The 18,317-nt window shown below is 53.9% G+C and carries 16 protein-coding genes; 7 read left to right on the top strand and 9 right to left on the bottom strand.

Translation table 11 applies throughout. The features are described from left to right. Positions 1-278 precede the first annotated feature (278 nt). Both QP908_RS05580 and QP908_RS05575 read left to right on the top strand, forming a co-directional pair. The gene (locus QP908_RS05580; protein WP_284771834.1) at positions 279-1,601 is read left to right on the top strand and encodes an ammonium transporter; all 1,323 of its coding nucleotides are present in this window, start codon (positions 279-281) and stop codon (positions 1,599-1,601) included. A gap of 27 nt (positions 1,602-1,628) precedes the next feature. Next, the gene (locus QP908_RS05575; protein WP_023025886.1) at positions 1,629-1,967 is read left to right on the top strand and encodes a P-II family nitrogen regulator; all 339 of its coding nucleotides are present in this window, start codon (positions 1,629-1,631) and stop codon (positions 1,965-1,967) included. Positions 1,968-2,047: 80 nt separating this feature from the next. Here QP908_RS05575 and QP908_RS05570 read toward each other — a convergent pair whose 3' ends face one another. From QP908_RS05570 to QP908_RS05560, 3 genes are read right to left on the bottom strand one after another with little or no spacing between them, the layout of a single operon-like run. Next, complete coding sequence (locus tag QP908_RS05570; protein ID WP_284771833.1) at positions 2,048-5,134, bottom strand: type I restriction endonuclease subunit R; 3,087 nt, start codon at positions 5,132-5,134, stop codon at positions 2,048-2,050. Then, entirely contained in the window at positions 5,127-6,278 is a 1,152-nt protein-coding gene (locus tag QP908_RS05565; RefSeq protein ID WP_284771832.1) for a restriction endonuclease subunit S, read from the bottom strand. The genes QP908_RS05570 and QP908_RS05565 overlap by 8 nt, the downstream gene beginning before the upstream one ends. After that, complete coding sequence (locus QP908_RS05560; RefSeq protein WP_284771831.1) at positions 6,278-8,212, bottom strand: type I restriction-modification system subunit M; 1,935 nt, start codon at positions 8,210-8,212, stop codon at positions 6,278-6,280. The genes QP908_RS05565 and QP908_RS05560 overlap by 1 nt, the downstream gene beginning before the upstream one ends. Before the next feature lie 112 nt (positions 8,213-8,324). On the opposite strand from QP908_RS05560, the gene QP908_RS05555 reads away from it, so the two are divergent. From QP908_RS05555 to QP908_RS05535, 5 genes are all read left to right on the top strand, one after another. After that, a complete protein-coding gene (locus tag QP908_RS05555) occupies positions 8,325-8,846 on the top strand; it encodes a hypothetical protein (RefSeq protein WP_284771830.1) in 522 nt (173 codons plus the stop codon). Positions 8,847-9,230: 384 nt separating this feature from the next. After that, a complete protein-coding gene (locus QP908_RS05550; RefSeq protein ID WP_284771829.1) occupies positions 9,231-9,461 on the top strand; it encodes a hypothetical protein in 231 nt (76 codons plus the stop codon). 200 nt (positions 9,462-9,661) lie between these two features. Further along, the gene (locus QP908_RS05545) at positions 9,662-10,108 is read left to right on the top strand and encodes a DUF2871 domain-containing protein (protein WP_284771828.1); all 447 of its coding nucleotides are present in this window, start codon (positions 9,662-9,664) and stop codon (positions 10,106-10,108) included. A gap of 172 nt (positions 10,109-10,280) precedes the next feature. Beyond that, the gene (locus tag QP908_RS05540; RefSeq protein WP_284771827.1) at positions 10,281-10,655 is read left to right on the top strand and encodes an MFS transporter; all 375 of its coding nucleotides are present in this window, start codon (positions 10,281-10,283) and stop codon (positions 10,653-10,655) included. A gap of 119 nt (positions 10,656-10,774) precedes the next feature. Beyond that, positions 10,775-11,077: a hypothetical protein gene (locus QP908_RS05535; RefSeq protein ID WP_284771826.1), complete on the top strand. Its 303-nt coding sequence runs from the start codon at positions 10,775-10,777 to the stop codon at positions 11,075-11,077. Here QP908_RS05535 and QP908_RS05530 read toward each other — a convergent pair. The 6 genes from QP908_RS05530 to QP908_RS05505 form a co-directional block, all read right to left on the bottom strand. After that, positions 11,058-12,830 (bottom strand): ABC transporter ATP-binding protein, encoded by a 1,773-nt coding sequence (locus QP908_RS05530; protein ID WP_350338374.1) that lies wholly within the window; start codon positions 12,828-12,830, stop codon positions 11,058-11,060. The genes QP908_RS05535 and QP908_RS05530 overlap by 20 nt on opposite strands. Continuing rightward, positions 12,823-14,571, bottom strand: coding sequence for an ABC transporter ATP-binding protein (locus QP908_RS05525; protein WP_284771824.1), 1,749 nt, complete (start codon positions 14,569-14,571; stop codon positions 12,823-12,825). The genes QP908_RS05530 and QP908_RS05525 overlap by 8 nt, the downstream gene beginning before the upstream one ends. A 7-nt stretch (positions 14,572-14,578) precedes the next feature. Next, positions 14,579-16,048, bottom strand: coding sequence for an ABC transporter ATP-binding protein (locus tag QP908_RS05520; protein ID WP_284771823.1), 1,470 nt, complete (start codon positions 16,046-16,048; stop codon positions 14,579-14,581). Beyond that, positions 16,045-16,716 carry an energy-coupling factor transporter transmembrane component T family protein gene (locus tag QP908_RS05515; protein WP_284771849.1) on the bottom strand — a complete coding sequence of 224 codons (672 nt, stop codon included), beginning with the start codon at positions 16,714-16,716 and terminating at the stop codon, positions 16,045-16,047. Before QP908_RS05515 ends, QP908_RS05520 begins: the two co-directional genes overlap by 4 nt. 50 nt (positions 16,717-16,766) lie before the next feature. Beyond that, entirely contained in the window at positions 16,767-17,402 is a 636-nt protein-coding gene (locus QP908_RS05510; RefSeq protein ID WP_284771822.1) for an MptD family putative ECF transporter S component, read from the bottom strand. 206 nt (positions 17,403-17,608) lie between these two features. Next, complete coding sequence (locus QP908_RS05505) at positions 17,609-18,211, bottom strand: DJ-1/PfpI family protein (protein WP_284771821.1); 603 nt, start codon at positions 18,209-18,211, stop codon at positions 17,609-17,611. Positions 18,212-18,317: the final 106 nt, after the last annotated feature.

The following is an 18,317-nucleotide window of genomic DNA, read 5'->3' as shown; positions in this document are numbered from 1 at the left end:
AACGAGTGGGCTTAAAGTCCGATAGTGGAAAACTTAAAGTCCAGCGTGGAAGCACATTAGGCCCGGCCGAAGGCGGGTGCAAACGGTGCACTTTCCAGGGGTGGTACGCAGGCGCTGAGCTGCTCAAAGTCTGCTCGGTGCGGTGAATTAATTACGTGAGGAGGGTTAGGGGTGCGGCAACCCCACATTGGGGGATTAACCTATAGTCCAATAGATATTTAGATACCTGTAGTACTACCGTTATGAAAAGCAATGAAGGAACCCTACAAGGAGAAATAATGGATTCGGTGATCGCAGGCAATGCGAGCTGGATGCTCATGAGCGCGGCTCTCGTGCTGCTCATGACCCCAGCCCTGGCACTTTTTTACGGAGGCATGACAGAGCGCCGCGGCGTGCTCAATATGATGCTGATGTCCTTCGGCTCACTAGCGGTAGTCAGCATCATTTACATCCTCTGGGGCTGGTCAATGAGCTACGGAACGGAGTCCTGGGGCGGCATCGTTGCCAACCCCTTTGAGTTCTTCGGGCTGAAGGACTCCATCTTTGATGCCAATGGTGAATACCTCGAAGGTGCGGAAGGCTACGCCAATATCATCGATATCGGCTTCCAGCTCACCTTCGCCGTTATTTCCACCGCGATTATCTCCGGTGCACTCGCCGGACGTGTGAAGTTCGGTACCTGGATGATTTTCAGCGGCCTGTGGGCAACCTTTGTCTACTTCCCGCTGGCCCATATGGTCTGGGGCGGTGGCATCCTGGGTGAGGGCGAAAGCAGCGTCACCAGCTGGATCTTTGGCAGCGAAGGTGGGGAAGCGCTCGTCGCACCCATTGACTTTGCCGGTGGTACCGTCGTCCACATTTCCGCCGGTACGGCAGCACTGGTTCTGGCGATTGTTGTGGGCAAGCGCCAAGGCTTCCCGAAGAGCGTTCAGCGCCCCCACAACCTGCCCATGGTCATGCTCGGTGCCGGCCTGCTGTGGTTCGGTTGGTTCGGTTTCAACGGCGGTTCCGCCTTCGCTGCCGATGGCCTCGCCGGCCTGGCCTGGGTCAACACCACCGCCGCTACGGCTGCAGCAATCCTGGGCTGGTTGCTCGTGGAAAAGCTGCGCGATAACTACTGCACCTCCCTGGGTGCTGCCTCCGGTGTGGTCGCAGGACTTGTCACCATTACTCCGGCCGCGGGCGACCTGAACCCGGTCACTTCGCTCATCATGGGTGCCCTCGGCGGCATGCTGGGTTGTTTGGGCGTGGGCCTGAAGTTCCGCTTCGGCTTCGATGACTCCCTCGATGTCGTGGGAGTCCACCTGGTCGCCGGCCTGTGGGGCACCGTGGCAGTTGCCTTCTTTGCCAATGACCGCGGCATCTTTACCGGCGGCGGCGTAGAAGGTTGGAAGCTGCTAATCGTACAGATTCTCATCGCCGCTATCGCCGTAATCTTTGCCGCAGTCATTACCGCCATCATCGCGGTGATTTTGAAGGCGACCATCGGCTGGCGCGTGACCGACCAGATTGAAACCGACGGCATTGACTTTGGTGGTCACCGTGAGACCGGCTACGACATTGGCGGCCGTGCGATGCGCGGTACCACCAGCCGTAACTAAAACGCCCAGCGATACCTAGGAGCAACAATGAAACTCGTAACAGCCGTGGTCAAGCCCTTTACGCTTGATGATATCCAGCAAGCACTACAAAAGCTCGGCTCGCCCGGCATGACGGTCACCGAAATCGAAGGCTTTGGCCAGCAGCGCGGCAACAAGGAAATCTACCGCGGCGCCCAATTCGCCACCTCCTTTGTCCCCAAGGCCAAAATCGAGCTCATCGTGGCAGACGATGACGCCGAAGCGATTGTCGATGCCATCGTCGACGCCGCCTGCACCGGCGAAATCGGCGACGGAAAGATTTGGATAGCCCCCGTCGAAGACGTCATCCGCGTCCGCACCGGTGAGCGTGGAGAGAAGGCTATTTAAGCGTTCCGCGCACCAACGCCCCAGGCCTCCAAAGAGGGGAGGGCTGGGGCTATTTGCTGCGGTGCGCATACCCTGGGACTTTAGCTTTCGAGCTGACCTGTTTCTTTTGCCGAGGCCATAATATTGGCCAAGGCATCCACCAAGCTATCGAGCACGTTTTTATCACTGGACACCAGAGCATCGCGCTGCTTGCGCTGTTCGATGCCGCTAAAAATTGCCCGCGTTGCTTCCGCCTTGAACCGCTTAGAGCGCTTGAGTTGTTCCTTGGAGTTTTCTTGGCCGAGTTTCACGGCCGCGGGCTGACTCGAGAGCGTACCCCATGCAGCAACGATCATCTGAGCAGTATCACCGCTGTCAACGTCCACTCCCGCGAGCGAGAAAAGATCGTTGACCTTTTCTACTGCCTCATCAAAGGCACTACGCAGGGGTGTCTGCGGCTCGCCAAGTCGGACCGTGAACTCCGGCACTTGCAAAGCCTCGGATTCGCTGCCGCTAACGCTATGGTCTTCTTCAACTTCACCCTGGGCAATTGCGACGCCAGCCAGTGTGACACCGGTGAGGAAGTCTTCGCTGTCATCCAGTTCGGTGATATGCAGATTCGGCTCTAGGACGCTGCACAGCATTGCGCGCTTCGAAACGTCAGCATCGGCATAAGCAATGATCTGGGATAAAAACTCGTAGGCGTGGCGATATTTCAGCACGTGGGCCTTGAAATCCTTGGCGTGCTCGAGAGTGCCTTTATCGGTGGAGTTACGGTCTGCACGCCAACGGCTAAGGATCGCATCAGCCGCACCGCGCAGACGTTCAGAGTCCTCGCCAGCCATGTAGGCTTCTGCCACCGCATTCATTTCATCGGGGTCATAGTAGCCGGCGGTATCTAGCTCGTCTGCAAGTGTGTGCAGTGAGTTCGGATCTACGTCGGTATCGATGGATGCGCCTTGGTAGTAGCGCTGAAAATCGGCAACGATCAGCTGCGGATCGTTGACAAAATCCACCACCATAGGTGCGGGCTTATCCGGATGAATTCTATTTAGACGCGACAAGGTTTGTACCGTGGCTACGCCGGAGAGGTGCTTATCCACATACATGGCGCATAGGCGCGGCTCGTTGAACCCAGTCTGGAATTTGTTGGCCACGATGAGCACGCGGTAGGAAAGATCGTCGTCCTTGAATGCTTGCTCCACATCGGACTCGCCATTGAGACTTACTTCGGTGACTGGCTCCGGTTCATCTTCCATGCGCACCGCGTCAGAAAACGCCACGAGCGAGTGGAAACCGTATCCCTTTTCGGTGATATAGCGGTTCATCTCGCGCGCCCAGTGCACCGCCGCTTTGCGAGAGGAAGTTACCACCATGGCACGCGCCTGCCCATCCAAGTGATGCGCGACGTTACGGCGATAATGCTCAACAACAACCTCGACTTTTTGGGCAATGGAGGTCGGGTGCAGGCGCACAAACCTCACCATATCGGTGACCGCTGCAGACTGGTCTACCTCTTCGGTCCGTCCTAATTCATCGCGAACTTCGGCCCACATGGAATACGTGGAGTAGTTGGTTAGCACGTCCATAATGAAGCCCTCAGCAATCGCCTGACCCATGGGATAGGTATCAAAGGCTATGTAATGACCGTCTTGGGTCTGCGAACCAAATAGGCGCAGCGTCTTGGCCTTTGGCGTGGCGGTCAAAGCCACAAAGGTCATATTCGACGCATTAGCCACCGCTTCTTGGCGCAGCTCTAGCAGGTCATCAGCGGTGTATTCTTCGTCCTCATCTACGTCAACGTCGGACAACAACTCGCGCAACGCAGACGCGGATGAGCCAGTCTGGGACGAGTGTGCTTCATCTGCAATAACGCACCAGTTCCGTCCTTGAATTTCTGGGTTGTTGTCCAATAAGGAGAGTACGTGCGGGAACGTCTGCAACGTGCAGGTAATAATGTGTCCGCCCTCGACCAGTGCCTTGTGCAGTTGCGGTGACTTTGAACCAGAGTTTTCACCCACTGAGACCACCAGGCCACGTGATGCGGCCAATGCCTGCATGTCCTGGCGGATATTGGTATCGAGCGCGGTGCGATCAGTGACGACAATGACCGAGTCAAACGTCTTCGTACCATCCGCGGCCACTTGTCTAATGAGCCGGTGGGCAAGCCACGCGATCGTTTTGGTCTTACCCGAGCCAGCCGAGTGCTCAATCAAATAGCGCCCGCCAGCCCCGCGTTCGGCCACGTCAGTGGTGACTCGCTCCACCGCGCGCAACTGGTGGAAACGTGGGAAAATCAACGTCCCGTTGGCCCAGCGTTTGGATTTCTTATCCGGTTCCCACACGGCGAAGTCGCTCAAGATACGCAGCAACAACCGTGGCTGCAGTACCTGCTCCCATAGATAAGAGGTCGCAGACTTGCCCGCAATTGGCGGGTTGCCGCCTGCGCCGTCATGTCCCTGATTAAATGGTAGGAACCTAGTTTCGCTGCCATTGAGCGCCGTGGTCATGTACGCCTCATCGTTCGATACCGCGAAGTGAACGAGTGCGCGACCTGGCAGCAGGACGCGCCGGTTCTTCGACGGCACACGATCCTCGCGATACTGCTTCATTGCCTTCTTTACGGACTGCGTGTTGTCCGTCTTTAGCTCGAACGTGGCAACCGGAATGCCGTTGACCGTAGCAACGAGATCCAGTGTCTCATTGCTGTCGTCGTCGAAATGTACCTGCCGGATAATGCGCAGGCGGTTCTCCTGAGAACGCTTGGCTGCAGTCACACTCAGCGGATTGGCTGGTGGGAATGCCACCATAGAACCAAAGGTCGCCGAGCGTGCATTGGTCTGCGCGTATTTAAAGCCCTCGCGCAGCGTTCCCAACAGACCACCCCGGATACGTCCGGTTTGTGCGTCCTTACGCGTTGCGGACTCTAGCCGATTGGCGACGTATTCCAGCAGTAGACGCTGCGCGTTCTCGCGGGTGGTATCCGTTGCGTCCTGCGGCACAGCCTTGGCGTAGTTCTCTGGGTACTGGGTCTCCAGCCAGTGCAGCACGTCACCCGGAAACAGGCCGAGCCGTGCATCCCAGCCAGTGTCCTTCATGCCCGGTTCATAAATCCAGCCGTTAGCTTGTAAGGATTCGCAGATAGTTTCTTCAAAGCGTTCTTCACGCATGATGTCACGTTTAGGCATGAGATTCGTCCTTGCTAGTAGGGGAGGCAGGAATATCAATCTGACCGGTCACCGCCGCCGAAATAACCGCTGTACGGCGCTCTGCAAGCAAATCCCGCAATTCTCTAATGTCCTCCAACATCGAGTCAATCTCCGCGGTCTCACGGTCGATCTCGTCTGCGATACGGCACTGTTTGGCAAGAGGCGGAACTGGAATACGGAGCTGACTCAAGATTGTAGAAGTCATACTCGGCAGCGCGGTATCTGTGGAGTATTTCTCAAAGGGAATAGTTGTCGCCCATTTGTGGAGAAATGATGGAAGAACATCTCGGCTTAAAACCGTGTAGTACATGGTGTCTACTGTCCAGAACTTGCCATTGACCAATAAGGGTTTATCTAGTGTCCCTTTTCGACCAAAGAGCACCGATGGGCCATCAAAAAGAAAAGAATTTGCTCGTTTGAACACGCCACCAGAGCCATAAACTGGATAATCCCCGGACATGTCCTCAACTCCTTTGGTGTCTTGACCATTACGGAATTGAGCCACATAACCTAATTTCTGGTAGTTGCACCCAGATTCCCGCAAATTAGAGAAGACACTTTTGGCAATGTTTCGGCATCGTTCCTCCAGTAGCTGTTCCATGTCGTCCAAGTCGGCACGCATATCGTCGATCTCGACGGTCTCACGGTCGAGATAGCCAGCAATCGCTCGCTGTGTCGGCAGATCATCAATGGGTATCTCCATTGACTTTAGAGAGCGTACATCGAAACGAGAAAAGGCCGATGAATCAGGATCCCCGCTTCCCATGCCGCCCATGTCTCTTTTGATTACTTCTGCAGAGGGCTGTGCGTGGAGAAAATATTTTATGAATTGCGGGTCGGCAACTTCATTATTTACTTTAGCGACAAAATAGTCAGGACTGACTACACCGTGGCCGGGAGCCAGCCCAAGTGCTCCTTTATAAGCGTTGAAGCGGTTAAGGACAAGATCATTTCGGGAGACGATCTTATAATTTTCCAGTGACTTCGCTTGCATTGTTCGGTTTTCCAGTTCCGAAGAGGGGATAACTCCGAATCGCTGACTTACGCTGTATTTAGTGACTGGAGAGGAGGGAGATATTCCTAATCGCTCATTGGTTTCTGTGATCGCTACTTGTAGTCGCATTACTTCCTCACCTGTCCGAACTTATCCATAAGTCGGCCCATCACTTCGGCTACGTCGGCGTCGATTTCGGCTAGGGGGCGCACGGGTTCGGGCTTATAGAACACGCGCTTAAACGGGATCTCGTAGCCGGTGACGGCCTTGTCTGCGTCCCAGGTAATCTCGGGTGCGAATGGGAGCACTTCGCGCTGCATGTGCTCGTTGATGTCTTCGGTGAGTGGGACGCGTTCGGTCATGGTGAACGACGGGTCGAGCACAGGGTTGCCCTTGCGGTCTACTGCTGGTTCCGCGTCTGGGTCGTTGACGGCAATGACTTTAGAAATGGCATCGATAAGTGTAGCGGGCATTTTAATGCCGTATTCCTTGGCTGCGGTTTTAAGGGCGTCCGGCAGCTCGTTGTAGGAGGTGCCAGCTACCGCGCGCATTACGTCGGCGTGTTCGTTAACGGCCTGCCTGTGCTCCAGAACCTCTGCGATGGTTTCGTCGGTGACTTTCACGCTAAGGCGTGCCTGCTTGGTGACTTTAACGTCTCGGAAGCCCAAGTCGTCTGGCGTGAGAACTTTGGACATATCACTATCGGCGAAGGCGCTGTAGGTTTGCAGCACTTTGTTTCGGTCGGCTTCGCGCATCTCGCGGCGCTTGTCACCTAATCCCTTATCCGGGACAGACCAGCACTCGGAGGCATCAATAAGCTGTATATAGCCCTTGCGGTGGTCTTCCTTGTTTGTGTCAAGAATCCATACGTAGGTGGAAATGCCGGTGCCGTAGAACATGTTGGTGGGCAGCTGGATAATTGCGTCCACGAGGTCATTCTCTAGTAGCCACGCGCGGATCTGATCAGGGCCTGAACCTGGACCACCTGTAAACAGTGGCGAGCCGTTGGATACCACCGCGCCGCGTCCCCCAGAACCGTTCTCGCCTGCAGGCATGAGCTTGGAAGCAACATGGGCAAGGAACAGCATCTGGCCGTCACCCTTATTGGGCAGGCCATGGCTAAAGCGGGAACCAGGTATCTTGGCCTGCTCCTTGACTGACGACAGCTGCACCGACCAGTCGGAGCCGAACGGCGGGTTGGACAGGATGTACTCGAATTGCTCGCCCTCATAGAGGTCGGTCAGCAGAGTGTCACCGTGGCGAATCGCGTCCGGCTCACCGCCTTGAATAAGGAGGTCAGCTTTGCCAATGGCGTAGCCGGTGGGCATGAGTTCTTGGCCGGCGAGGTTAACTTCAATGTCAGGATTAAGCTCTTTTAACGCACGTGCTGCAACCAGCAGCATACCGCCCGTACCAGCGGTGGGATCGTAAACGGTACGTGAAGCGCCAGAAGAGGTAAGCCCAGCGTCATCGGAAGCGAACAGAATGTCTACCATGAGACGAATCGCATCGCGCGGGGTATAGAATGCACCTGCAGCTTTGCCTTTGGTATTGAATGCGCGGTACATGACGTTCTCGAAAAGGTCACCCATCTGTGCATCGGGAAGAGCTTCGAGAGACATGTCAATAGTGGAGAAGTGCTTGACCACTGGCCACAAACGGCCTGCTTGGTCGAGTGTTCGCATTTTGACTGAAAAGTCGAACGCATCCCAGATGTCCCGGACAGATTGTGAGAATGCGCCCACATAGTCCATCAATGAGTCGTAGACGTGGTCATCAGTTTCAGCGATGCGAGTGAGGTCCAGCCGCGAAGAGTTATAGAAAGAAAGCCCAAACTGGGACTGCACTTCCCAGTCCATATAGGCCTCACTGACCCCGTCTGCGTGCAATGAGCTGACCAGCTCAAGCACCTGGTCTTTGGTCGGTGCCAGAATGCATTCGAGGCGACGGAGAACTGTTAGCGGCAGGATGTAGTCGCCGTAATCTTCGGGTTCCACGATGGACCGAAGGTACTTATCAGCGGTATTCCAGACAACAGACTGGTTGAGGTTAGCGGTGCTCAATCTGGGAGGTCTTTCTAGCAAAGCGTGGGGCAGTACCTTTGTAACCTTAGTTCTCCGAAGCAAAGAAGTGGTGGAAGCTAGGCCACAGAATACAGTGGGACGAAAGGAGGTAATGCGGCCAGCAACGAACGCGCCTGAGCTCAGGCTATTATTAGCTGTATATACTTACGGGATGTTTCTAAATTTTCTTTCGAACGTGGTAACAGGCATATTTTCCGGAATAGTTGTTGCAGTTGCGCTTTGGTTCTTTAGTTCTTTGCGGAAGCCGACTCTAGAGCTCTTTTATGTCGGCCCACAGCGCGCCGTAATCAGAAATAATCGATTCCGTGCCGTGCTACTAGCAGGAGCCTGGGAAATTGGAAATGGAGAGGGTTTCTTCCGCCCCGATGGTTTTAGAGGTGGAAATGGAAGTTTCTATATACCGCGGTATGGGGAAATAATCGTAGGAACGTCTTACTTTGCTCCAGGGCAAACTGCGGACGCCGCGTATAAGCATGTTAAGAATACGCGGAAAGTAAGTAAGCAGATATCTCTAGAAGAAGAAAATAAGGTCGACGTTTCGCAAGTAGTAGTTTTCCCAGAACAATTTCCGAAGTGGAAACTTATTACGTTAAGTTTTAAATCAGGAATGTGATGGCGAATCTCTAGTACGTAAGGCTTCTTTTGATTAGCAGCACGGCAATCAAATTAGAATGCTAGTGGGCTCGTTATTCAAGGAGATAAACTTAATGCCTTGGGTAAAGCGAATGGCGAACTTTGTGAGAGGAGACGCCAGCTCCTTAGCTTGAGCTTGCACATGCATTTTGACTGGAAGCGGAGGTAGCCTGAGAACCATGAGAAGCTTGTGGAGGCATTTCCGGCCATTCGGCGTCTCCGCCTTGATAGCCATCGTGCTCGGGTTTCTGTTTAATGATCATCACTGGGCACTGATTCTAGTGGTCACAATTTTGCTCATAGGAGTCGTTCTATCCTTGGCGGATTATGCTTCCGGGCGGCGTCGAAAAAATGAGGATGAGCGATGAATCAGAAATTGCAGTTATCGTTGGCTATCGGATTCGTCGGCGTGGTTTTGGTTATCGCAGCGCCTATTTTAATTAGCACCGGAATTGATGCTGCCGATTCTGGGCAGCAATCAGGCAATGCTGTGGTTCCATTGCTTTTAGTGGGCATCGCAACCGTACTAGTGATCCTTGCGCCGGCCCGTTCCGATCCTGTATTTGAAAAGAAAAATGTAAAAGCCGAGCGCTAGAACCGCTAGTTTTCGGGGCCACACTCCTTGCGGGAATGCAGAGGACACGACGTTAAGCGCCTCCAATCAACCTACTGGTTGATTCAAGGTTCAACCGCCCCTGCGATTCAAAGCCAGAGAAGTCAGGGCAAGATATGTATTTAGAGAACTTGGTCCCCTCGGCTATCCAGTCACGGTGATGACTAGGAAGGAGTAATGACATGAAGGCTTTGTATAGGGCAGCGATTTTCTATCTCGTCTTGGGCTTGGTCGCCGGTTTGTTTTATCGGGAGTTTACGAAGCTACAAGATTTCCCGGAAGGCGAATATACGCAGCTAAGCGTGGCTCACACTCACTTGCTGGCATTAGGCTTTATGCTGTTCCTCATTTTCTTGGCGCTGGAAAAGGTCTTCGCACTGTCGCGGTACCGCCAGCTATTCAACTCATTTTTCTGGCTGTACAACGTGGGCGTTGTGCTAACCGTCGGCATGCAAATTTCGCACGGCATATTGACGGTGCTGGGCAAGGAATCCAATGAGATGATTTCGGGTATCGCTGGTTTGGGCCACATCTTCATCACGGTGGGGCTGACGGTCTTCCTCGTGAATTTGGGCCGGGCGATCAAGGAACCAGATGAGGGCAGCACCAAAGCTTCGGTGAACGCCTAACAATTAGCTAGTACAACGCACAAGAAAACGTCACGGTACCTACTCGCTGCGATTGGATTAACCTAGCGGTCCTTTCCGTCGGACTGGGTGTCATTGTCCTTGATGGCACGATCGTCGGCGTGGCATTGCCGTGGATCATCACTGACCTGCAGTTTAACCTGACGCAGGCGCAGTGGGTCAGCAGCCTCTATGCCGTGCTACTGGCGGCGCTGCTGCTGCGACGGGCAAGATTGCGGATACCTGGGGACGCAAGCGTGCCTTCCTCGCCGGCTTCACGATATTCGTGGCTGGCAGCGTATTGGCGGGATTTTCTACCTCCGCCGCCACGCTGATCTCCGCGCGAGCCGTGCAGGCAATCGGCGCCGCGTTCATCATACCGTCCACACTTTCCACGGTTAATGCCGTATTCCGCGGCAAATACCGCGCAGCAGCCTTTGGCGTGTGGGGCGCGGTGATTTCCGGGCCTGCAGCGGTCGGGCCGCTTGCCGGTGGTGCACTGACGGAATGGGTGTCCTGGTATTCGCGATTATCGAGGGCCCTGATCTAGGCTGGTGGGAATCCCAATCCTCATTCAGCATCTTCAGCTGAACGTGGTCAGAAAACGCGCCCATCTCACCGGTACCGGTGGCGCTGGCGATTTCGGCCGTGGGCTTCGCGCTCTCAGACATGGCAATCGGTGCATCCTTCTCCGGTGCGGCAGCCCGCCGCGTCGCGGCACGGTACGGGGCGCCTGGCAACGTGCTCATCGGGCTCGGCTTGGAAGCCGTCGGCGTCCTTATCCTCGTCCCGCTTATGGGGCCGGATACGAATGGTTGGATCATCGCCGCGCAGTGGTCGCTCGTCGCCGCCACCGCGTTCCTCGCGCTGAGCTTTGTTGGTGCACTTCGGGTGCGCCGTGCTGCGGGGGAGAAGGGTGCCGCCGCAAGCGATGCCGATCTCGGTGCTCGCGTTAATCGCGTCCCGAACTGATTTTCCACCCGCGTGCTGCTTTGCGTTGCTGCCAGAAGTGACGGTAGATACCGGGGACATCGGAAAGCTCAGCGTGGGTACCAAGTTGGCTGACATGCCCGTGTTCATCCAAGACTACGATTTGATCAGCAGATTTGATTGTATCCAGCTTATGGGCGATGACGATAAAAGTAGACTTCTCCCGTAGCTCGTCCATTGCGGCAAGGATATTTGCCTCATTTTCTGCATCGAGCGCGGAAGTTGCTTCATCAAAGAGGACAATCGGCGCTTGTTTGAGCAGCGCGCGAGCAACAGATACGCGCTGGCGTTCACCACCGGACAGAAGCCGTCCTCCTTCACCAACCGGAGTGTGCCACCCTAGCCGGTTGGCAATAGACGTCACGCCTGAAAGAGCAGCTGCGCGGAAGACTTCCTCATCGGAGGCATCGGGACGACCAACGCGGATATTTGCCATCAGCGAATCATCGAAGAGATAGACGTCCTGAAAGACCATGGATAATCTGGACATTAGCTGTTCGCTTCCAAGGTCGCGGATATCTACGCCGTCAACCATCACCGCCCCGGAATCTACATCCCAGAATCGCGAAATAAGGCGCGCAATTGTGGTCTTTCCGGAGCCAGAAGGACCGACAATGGCGGTAACGGTGCCCGGTTGGGCGTGGAAGGCGACATCGACCAATACCGGCTTATCTCCGTATCCAAACGTGACATTGCGCAGCTCAACACTGCCCGAACCGTCTCCTGTGCGCGGAGTAGTGGGTTCTGGCAGGGAAGGGGCATCGGTGATGAGCTCGGTTTCTGCGAGTGCGATACGGCCGACGTCTAAACCGACGAAAGAAGAGCCCAGCTGCTCAAGCGTGCGGGTAAACCTCAAGCTGATTCCGATGATCGCAATTGTTTCTAGTGGCGATAGGGCGCCTTCAACGGCAAGATCCGCGGAGACCATAATGAGAGCCACGATGAAAATCTGCACTACTACGCCGTTGAGTAGCAAAGCTAATGTGGATACCCATAGCTCGCGTATCCGTGCTTTATGATCGATTTCTAGTGCTTGCTCAAGTGGCGCAAACCCTTGTGATTTTCCCGCCGCGCGCAAGGCCGGCTGACGGTTAGCAAATTCTACGATGCGCTGGGAGAGCTCTTTACTCGGCCCGAGTGCGCGGTTCGATGCTTTCTCACGAATCCTCGCAGCCAACTGCATCACCGCCAGCGCCACTGGTGCGATGATTAGAAAGACCAATCCCAACCGCGGATTCCAGAAACACGCTCCTACTAACAAGGTGACAAGTGCCGCGCTATCGCGGTATATCGTGCCTTGAATGTGCGCAATGGTCTCGGCCGCCGCCATAAAGCGATCTGAGACGAGGCGAGATAGGCCGCCGGTATTAGCCGGTACGAACCAGCCGAGCGGTAGCGTTGCTAATTTATCGCCCACAGTCGTGTGCGCGGTTCGGATGAAATCCAAAGCCGTGTGGTAAGAGGCCATGGTTGCGAAAAAGCGTAGCGCAAAAGCTACGAGCGCAATTGCCAAAAGCGTCCACATCCATGGTGCGATCGTCGTATCCCCATCGAGTGCCTTTGTAAGTGGCACGAGCGTGAGAACGGCGAGGCCGTCAAGCACGCCAACGATAAGCGATAGACAAGCATGCCTTTTATTGAGCTTATGGCCTACAGGACTTTGCAGCTTTTTGACACTGCGAGTGAGTAGCGGATCACGAAGACGCGAACTAGCAGGTGTGGTGGCATTAGACATGAGAATTATCCTTCACAGGCTCGAGGCGGATTATTTGGTCTGCGCCTTGGATTGACTCCGGTTTGTGGGCGATGACCAAGACGGTCTTGCCTCTAACGAGTGTGGCCAGAGCCGCTTGAATTTCTGCTTCGCAGTCAGGATCCGTTGCCGCAGTAGCTTCATCCAGGATCAAGATTGGAGCATTGGTAATAATTGCCCGGGCAATAGAAATGCGTTGCTGTTGTCCACCGGATAAAGAGGTGTCCTCACCAACAACGGTGTCGATCCCAGCCGGTAAAGCGCGAATATCAGCAGCTATGTGCGCGGCCTCTGCTGCTTGCCAGATCTCTTCATCGCGAGCTTCTGGGCGTGCAAGGCGAATGTTTTCCCGAATACTCATGCGCAGTAAATGGGGATCTTGTAAGACGAAAGCCACAGTGCGGTACAAACTGTCGAAAGTGAGATCACGGATATCCACGTTATTGATAGTGATTGTGCCCGAATCTGGATCCTGGAAACGCGCCAGCATCGTTGCTGCTGTGGATTTGCCAGACCCGGAGGGGCCAATCAATGCCGTGACAGTGCCTGCGTTTAATTGCGCAGAAAAGTCTTGGAGGACTGGTGCGTCTGGGCCGTAACTAAAGCTGACATTGTGGTACTCCACTTCCATGTCTTGACTACTGGCATCGAGGCTCTTTGAGCCTTCTTTCACGTGGGAAATTGTCATGACTTCATCAAGGCGCAACGCTGCATTGCCAGCGAGCTGGTAAGACCACATCATTTGGCCGACGGTTTGAATTGTGCCTGGGATCACCAGCGCAATTAACGTTGTTGCGATGACTTCAGCAACCGTGACATAGCCACCGGCTATTAGCAGAGAACCGACTCCTACATTGATAAGGATGAGCACGGGAACCGCCACCACGGATTCTGAAATTGCGCTAACGCGAAGAAGCGGACGTACCCACTCGTAATAGAAGTCAGCGAATTGTTTAGCAGCTTCGCGGTACCGAGCGTGGGCTTTGCCAACGGTTCCAAAAGCCTTGACGACGGAAATACCTTCGGAGAACTCCACCGCAGTCGCAGAGACCTCACCTAGATAATTATCCATTTCCGCAGTTTTTGTGCCCATATCTTTCATTGAATACGCCTGGATTGCTAGGAAAATGGGCACAGTGGCAATAGAAAGTAGGCCAAGGCGCCAATCCAAGATAAAGGCATAAACCAGAAGCGCAAGAGGCGTAAAGATCGCGGCAACTTGATCTACAGGAGCGTGGGCTGTCAGGGTGTGCAGCGTTAACGTATCGTCCTCGACAGCTTTGCGGACTTTGCCGGAATTAGTCTGGCTAAACCACGAGAGTGGTGCTTTCGCAATAGCGGTAATAATTCGGCGCCGGTTAATCCCCACCAGCTTTGCATCAGCGAAGTGGGTGATTGTAAGGGCAAGGAAATAGAAGAATAGCTGGCCCAAAAATGCAGCAAGTAGCCATTTCACAATGGACGCGACGTCATCAGTATTGCCTTCGATTAGAGCATTTCCCAGTGCCACCAACGCGACGTAGGGTGCTACGGCGAGTACCGAGGATATAAGCGCGAGAAACTGTGCGAAGTAGATGGTTGTTTGCACTGGGGCCAGTAGCTTTTTTAGAGCGACCTGGCCGGCTTTCTGTTTTGCGCGAGCCTCTTCTTCCGGTGACGCACCGTGTGATTCTGGTGCGTGGGTTCCGCTTGATTCTGTGGAACTTTGTTTTATCTCAGACATTTCTTTCTCAATTCTTGTTGATGTCAGTCATATCGATGATTCTGGTGACTGATTCTTGGATGAATTCGTGGTCATGGGTGATAACGATGACCACTGCGCCGCTTGCTGCAAGAGAGCGAAGCAGCGCAGAGATGGATTGCAGTTGGCGCCAGCCCACCCCAGAGGTAGGTTCATCGAAGATGTATACCTCTGCTTGCTCGGCTTGGGCTGAAGCTATGGCTAAACGTTGCCGTTGCCCACCGGACAGAGACTGCGGATGCCGTTGGGCCATCTCTTCCAGATCGAGGCGATGGAGAATCTCGTTGACATCGATGTGGTCCCGCTTCTTTTTTGCCAGTCCGAGCGTGACCTCTTCTTCGGTGGTAGCAGCGAATAGCTGGCGGCCAACGTCCTGCATCACCATGTACGCGGTACGTCTGCGGGCAGCCGCTCCTACGCGTTTGCTGTTCAAACGGAGACTACCGCCGCGTTTGGGAGCAGCAAGACCACAAATGATCCTGGCGAGGGTGGTTTTGCCAACCCCGTTGGGCCCGATTAAGGCGGTGACTTCGCCGCTGAAGAAAAATGCGTGGTCAATGTTGAGCACCTCATGCGTGCCATAAGAAAAACGGATATTGCTTAACTCGAGTCCGCTCCGCTGGGGATCGGCGTTTTCGGGCGTGGGTGGTACCGGCACGCTCGCGGGCAGGGGAACGTGGTGTAAGCTGCGTAGCCCCAATTGTTTGCGTTCGGGTTCGTCTAAGGCATAAAACTCTTGCGCGTGGAAACTCCGCGTTATTTTTCCCTGAGTCAAGTAAATAACTTGGTCAGCGATATCTTTTAAGAAAAAGAGGCGATGATCAGCGATAATGATCGTTGTGCCTAATTCCTTCAAGCGGTCTAGTACGCGTGCGAGAATCTTGATGCTTTCCATGGAGAGGTTGGACGTGGGTTCATCGAGAAGCACGAGACTGCCCGGGGACACAAGCGCGCATGCGCATGCCACGGTTTGTAACTGTCCACCGGATAATTCTTTGAATCGCCGGCCCCGAAGCTCGTTAATGCCTAGTAGCTCGACCGCTGATTGAATCCTAGATTCAATTTCTGCGGGATCCATACCAAGGTTTTCTAGCCCGAAGGCTAATTCCGCATTGACGCTTTCAGTGAAAAACTGCGTCCGTGGATTCTGGAATACTGAGGCGCTGAACTCGATGGCGCGGGAGAGCGGTTCTTCCGCAGGGCTAAAAGCCTGGTCATCCTTTGTAATAGTGATGGTGCCTAGTAGCTCTCCTGGATTGAAATGGGGGATGAGTCCGTTGATCAACTTGAGTACCGTGGACTTTCCCGATCCGGAATCACCGGTAATCAGTAGGCACTGTCCTGGAGAGACAGAAAAAGACACATCAGATACACCTTGAATGCCTGGCCGAGCGCCCAATGGATATGTAAAGGAAACATTGTGGGCGTTTACACTGGTTGCGATACTGCGTTCGTTCATAAGCGGACCTCCGTGGGAAGCCAGGCAGAGGCAACAACGAGGCCCAACCCAGCTATTGCAGTGGCATCGACAAGCTTGAAGGAAAGGTTGGCGGTGGTGGTTGGGCGTGTGGGTCCTCCCAATCCGCGGACAAGAGCAGAGGCAGCGAGCTCATCACCAGCGCGGACGACGGCGCCTAACAAGGGGATGATCAGCATCGCGGACGATTGTGTGGGCTGTGTGAACCAGCTTTTCGCTCCAGGTTGGAGACCCCGAAGGACCATGGCATCGCGGATGGCTTTGGCTTCTGTCACGATGATCGGCAAAACGCGCAGGAATACCGCCGGTGGAATGGTGGCCCAGCCTGGTAAACGCAGGTCCCGCAGTGCTGAGGTCAACGTGGATGGTGTGAGAGTGAGCAAGCCGAATGCGCCGATGGACATGCTGATGACAAAACGGCTTAGCCACGAAAAAATTGCCGCCGAAAAAGCGAAAAATGTGGATCCAGGAAGCTGTAATAGGCCCAAATACCCTAGATAGGATAATGCAAAAGCGCACAGGCAAATAAGACCATAGTGTGGCTTTACTGTAGCTAGTGCGATGGAGCTGAAAGCGATAGAAATCAGCAGTGTCGGTAGGTGGCCGTGGCTGAGAGCTACCGCATTGATTACTAGAACAGAAAGCAGCACGGTCCGTGGATCGATCGAAGCTCGACGAAGCACGCCCTGTTTCTGCAGGCTCACAGGAGACCAGCGCTTTCAAAGTGTTTGCGGCTGACGCGAACTCCGACCTTTCCTCCGATAAAGCCGACGATGAGCGCACAAATGGCCAGTACTCCAATGGTCCATGGCTGGAAGATATCCGACATAGCATCGGCGTATTCTTGGCCCATTTGGTCTGCGATATCGACGTAGTATGAGTCCGTATCCATAATCAGCGGGATAAAAGGCAAAGAAACCCAGGCACAGAAGACGCCATAGGCAATAGGGAAGGACTTGGCAATCCCGAGGTGGCTTTTTGTGATAATCAAATCCGCGATAAACCCAAGAATTATGCTTCCCAGCAAGGTCCAGAAGTAGTGCCCGGTGAGCATGAATGCTAATCCGTTAATACCGCCGACAAGGGTGAAAGCGCCCATTTTGGGCGTGCGGGCGGCATAAAGCGCTAGCACGATTCCATTTGCGATTGCCGCGATGAACCAGCCAATGAACATGAATTGTGGTCCTGCGAATCCAACCATCCCGGTTACAAAAGTGATTACAAAGTAAAGTGCAGCAAAGATGCCAGCGTTGATGAGATCTCTAGTGTTTAAACGTGTCGTCGACCCACTGGATGAGCTTGTATTCCGTGCGGGCGTAGAGGACTGTTGGGTCATGGTAAACCTCGATTCATGAACAGTAAGGAAAGTAAGGCTTACCTAAAACGTATAATACTGTTTATAAGGTATTTCTAGCTAGATCTGAAGATTTACCCTTAATGGGGGCGAATGCAGATAAGCGATTTTTAGGGATCATAAAATAACTATTTATTGATATGAGGGAACCAAGGTGTACCGCTTCTGCATGCTTGGACCGAATGAAATCAGACAGCAAACGGATCGTTATCGGGATTGCTGTTGACGATGAGCTCAATATGATTGGTGACAGAGGATGCTGTTTCTTCACCGAAGAAGTGAGCAATGAATGCCACCGCCATATCAATTCCTGCCGCCACACCGGATGATGTCCAGAGATTGCCGTCGTGGACCCATCGAGCTTGCTTTTTCCATTCAATTTTCTGGCCGTGCGTTCTAACCCAGTCGAACGCGTTCTTATTTGTGGTAGCGCTGTGGTTTTCTAATAAGCCTGCGGCGGCGAGTAGCGCCGACCCAGTACAAACTGAAGTGATGATGTCCGCCGAGCCTGCAAGGGCAGCTAGCTGGCGGAGGAATTCTGGATCTTGAACAAGTGAGCGTGTACCGCGTCCTCCTGGTACAAGCAGAGTATCTCCAGAGAAAGTTTCAAAACGCATTGTCGGAACTATGCGTACCCCTTGAGCGCTGCTTACCGGACTGTCATGTTTTGACAGATAGTTGACTTCAAGGCCTGGTGTATTTGCGAGTACTTCTGCGGGGCCAAAAACATCGAGTAACTCGAACCCATCAAAAAGTACGATGCCAATGTTGTGCGGACGCGTCTGGCTCATGACTAAACCGTATCAAAACCAAATTCGACGCCTTAGAGTTTTGGTGCTTGGGTCAATAAGCAGAAGTGTGGAAAAATTTACCCCTCTGATGCAGGTCAGAGGGGGT

It is taken from the genome of Corynebacterium sp. MSK204 (genome assembly GCF_030229885.1).
Taxonomy (GTDB): domain Bacteria; phylum Actinomycetota; class Actinomycetes; order Mycobacteriales; family Mycobacteriaceae; genus Corynebacterium.
This window is presented reverse-complemented; position numbering and strand designations above follow the sequence as displayed.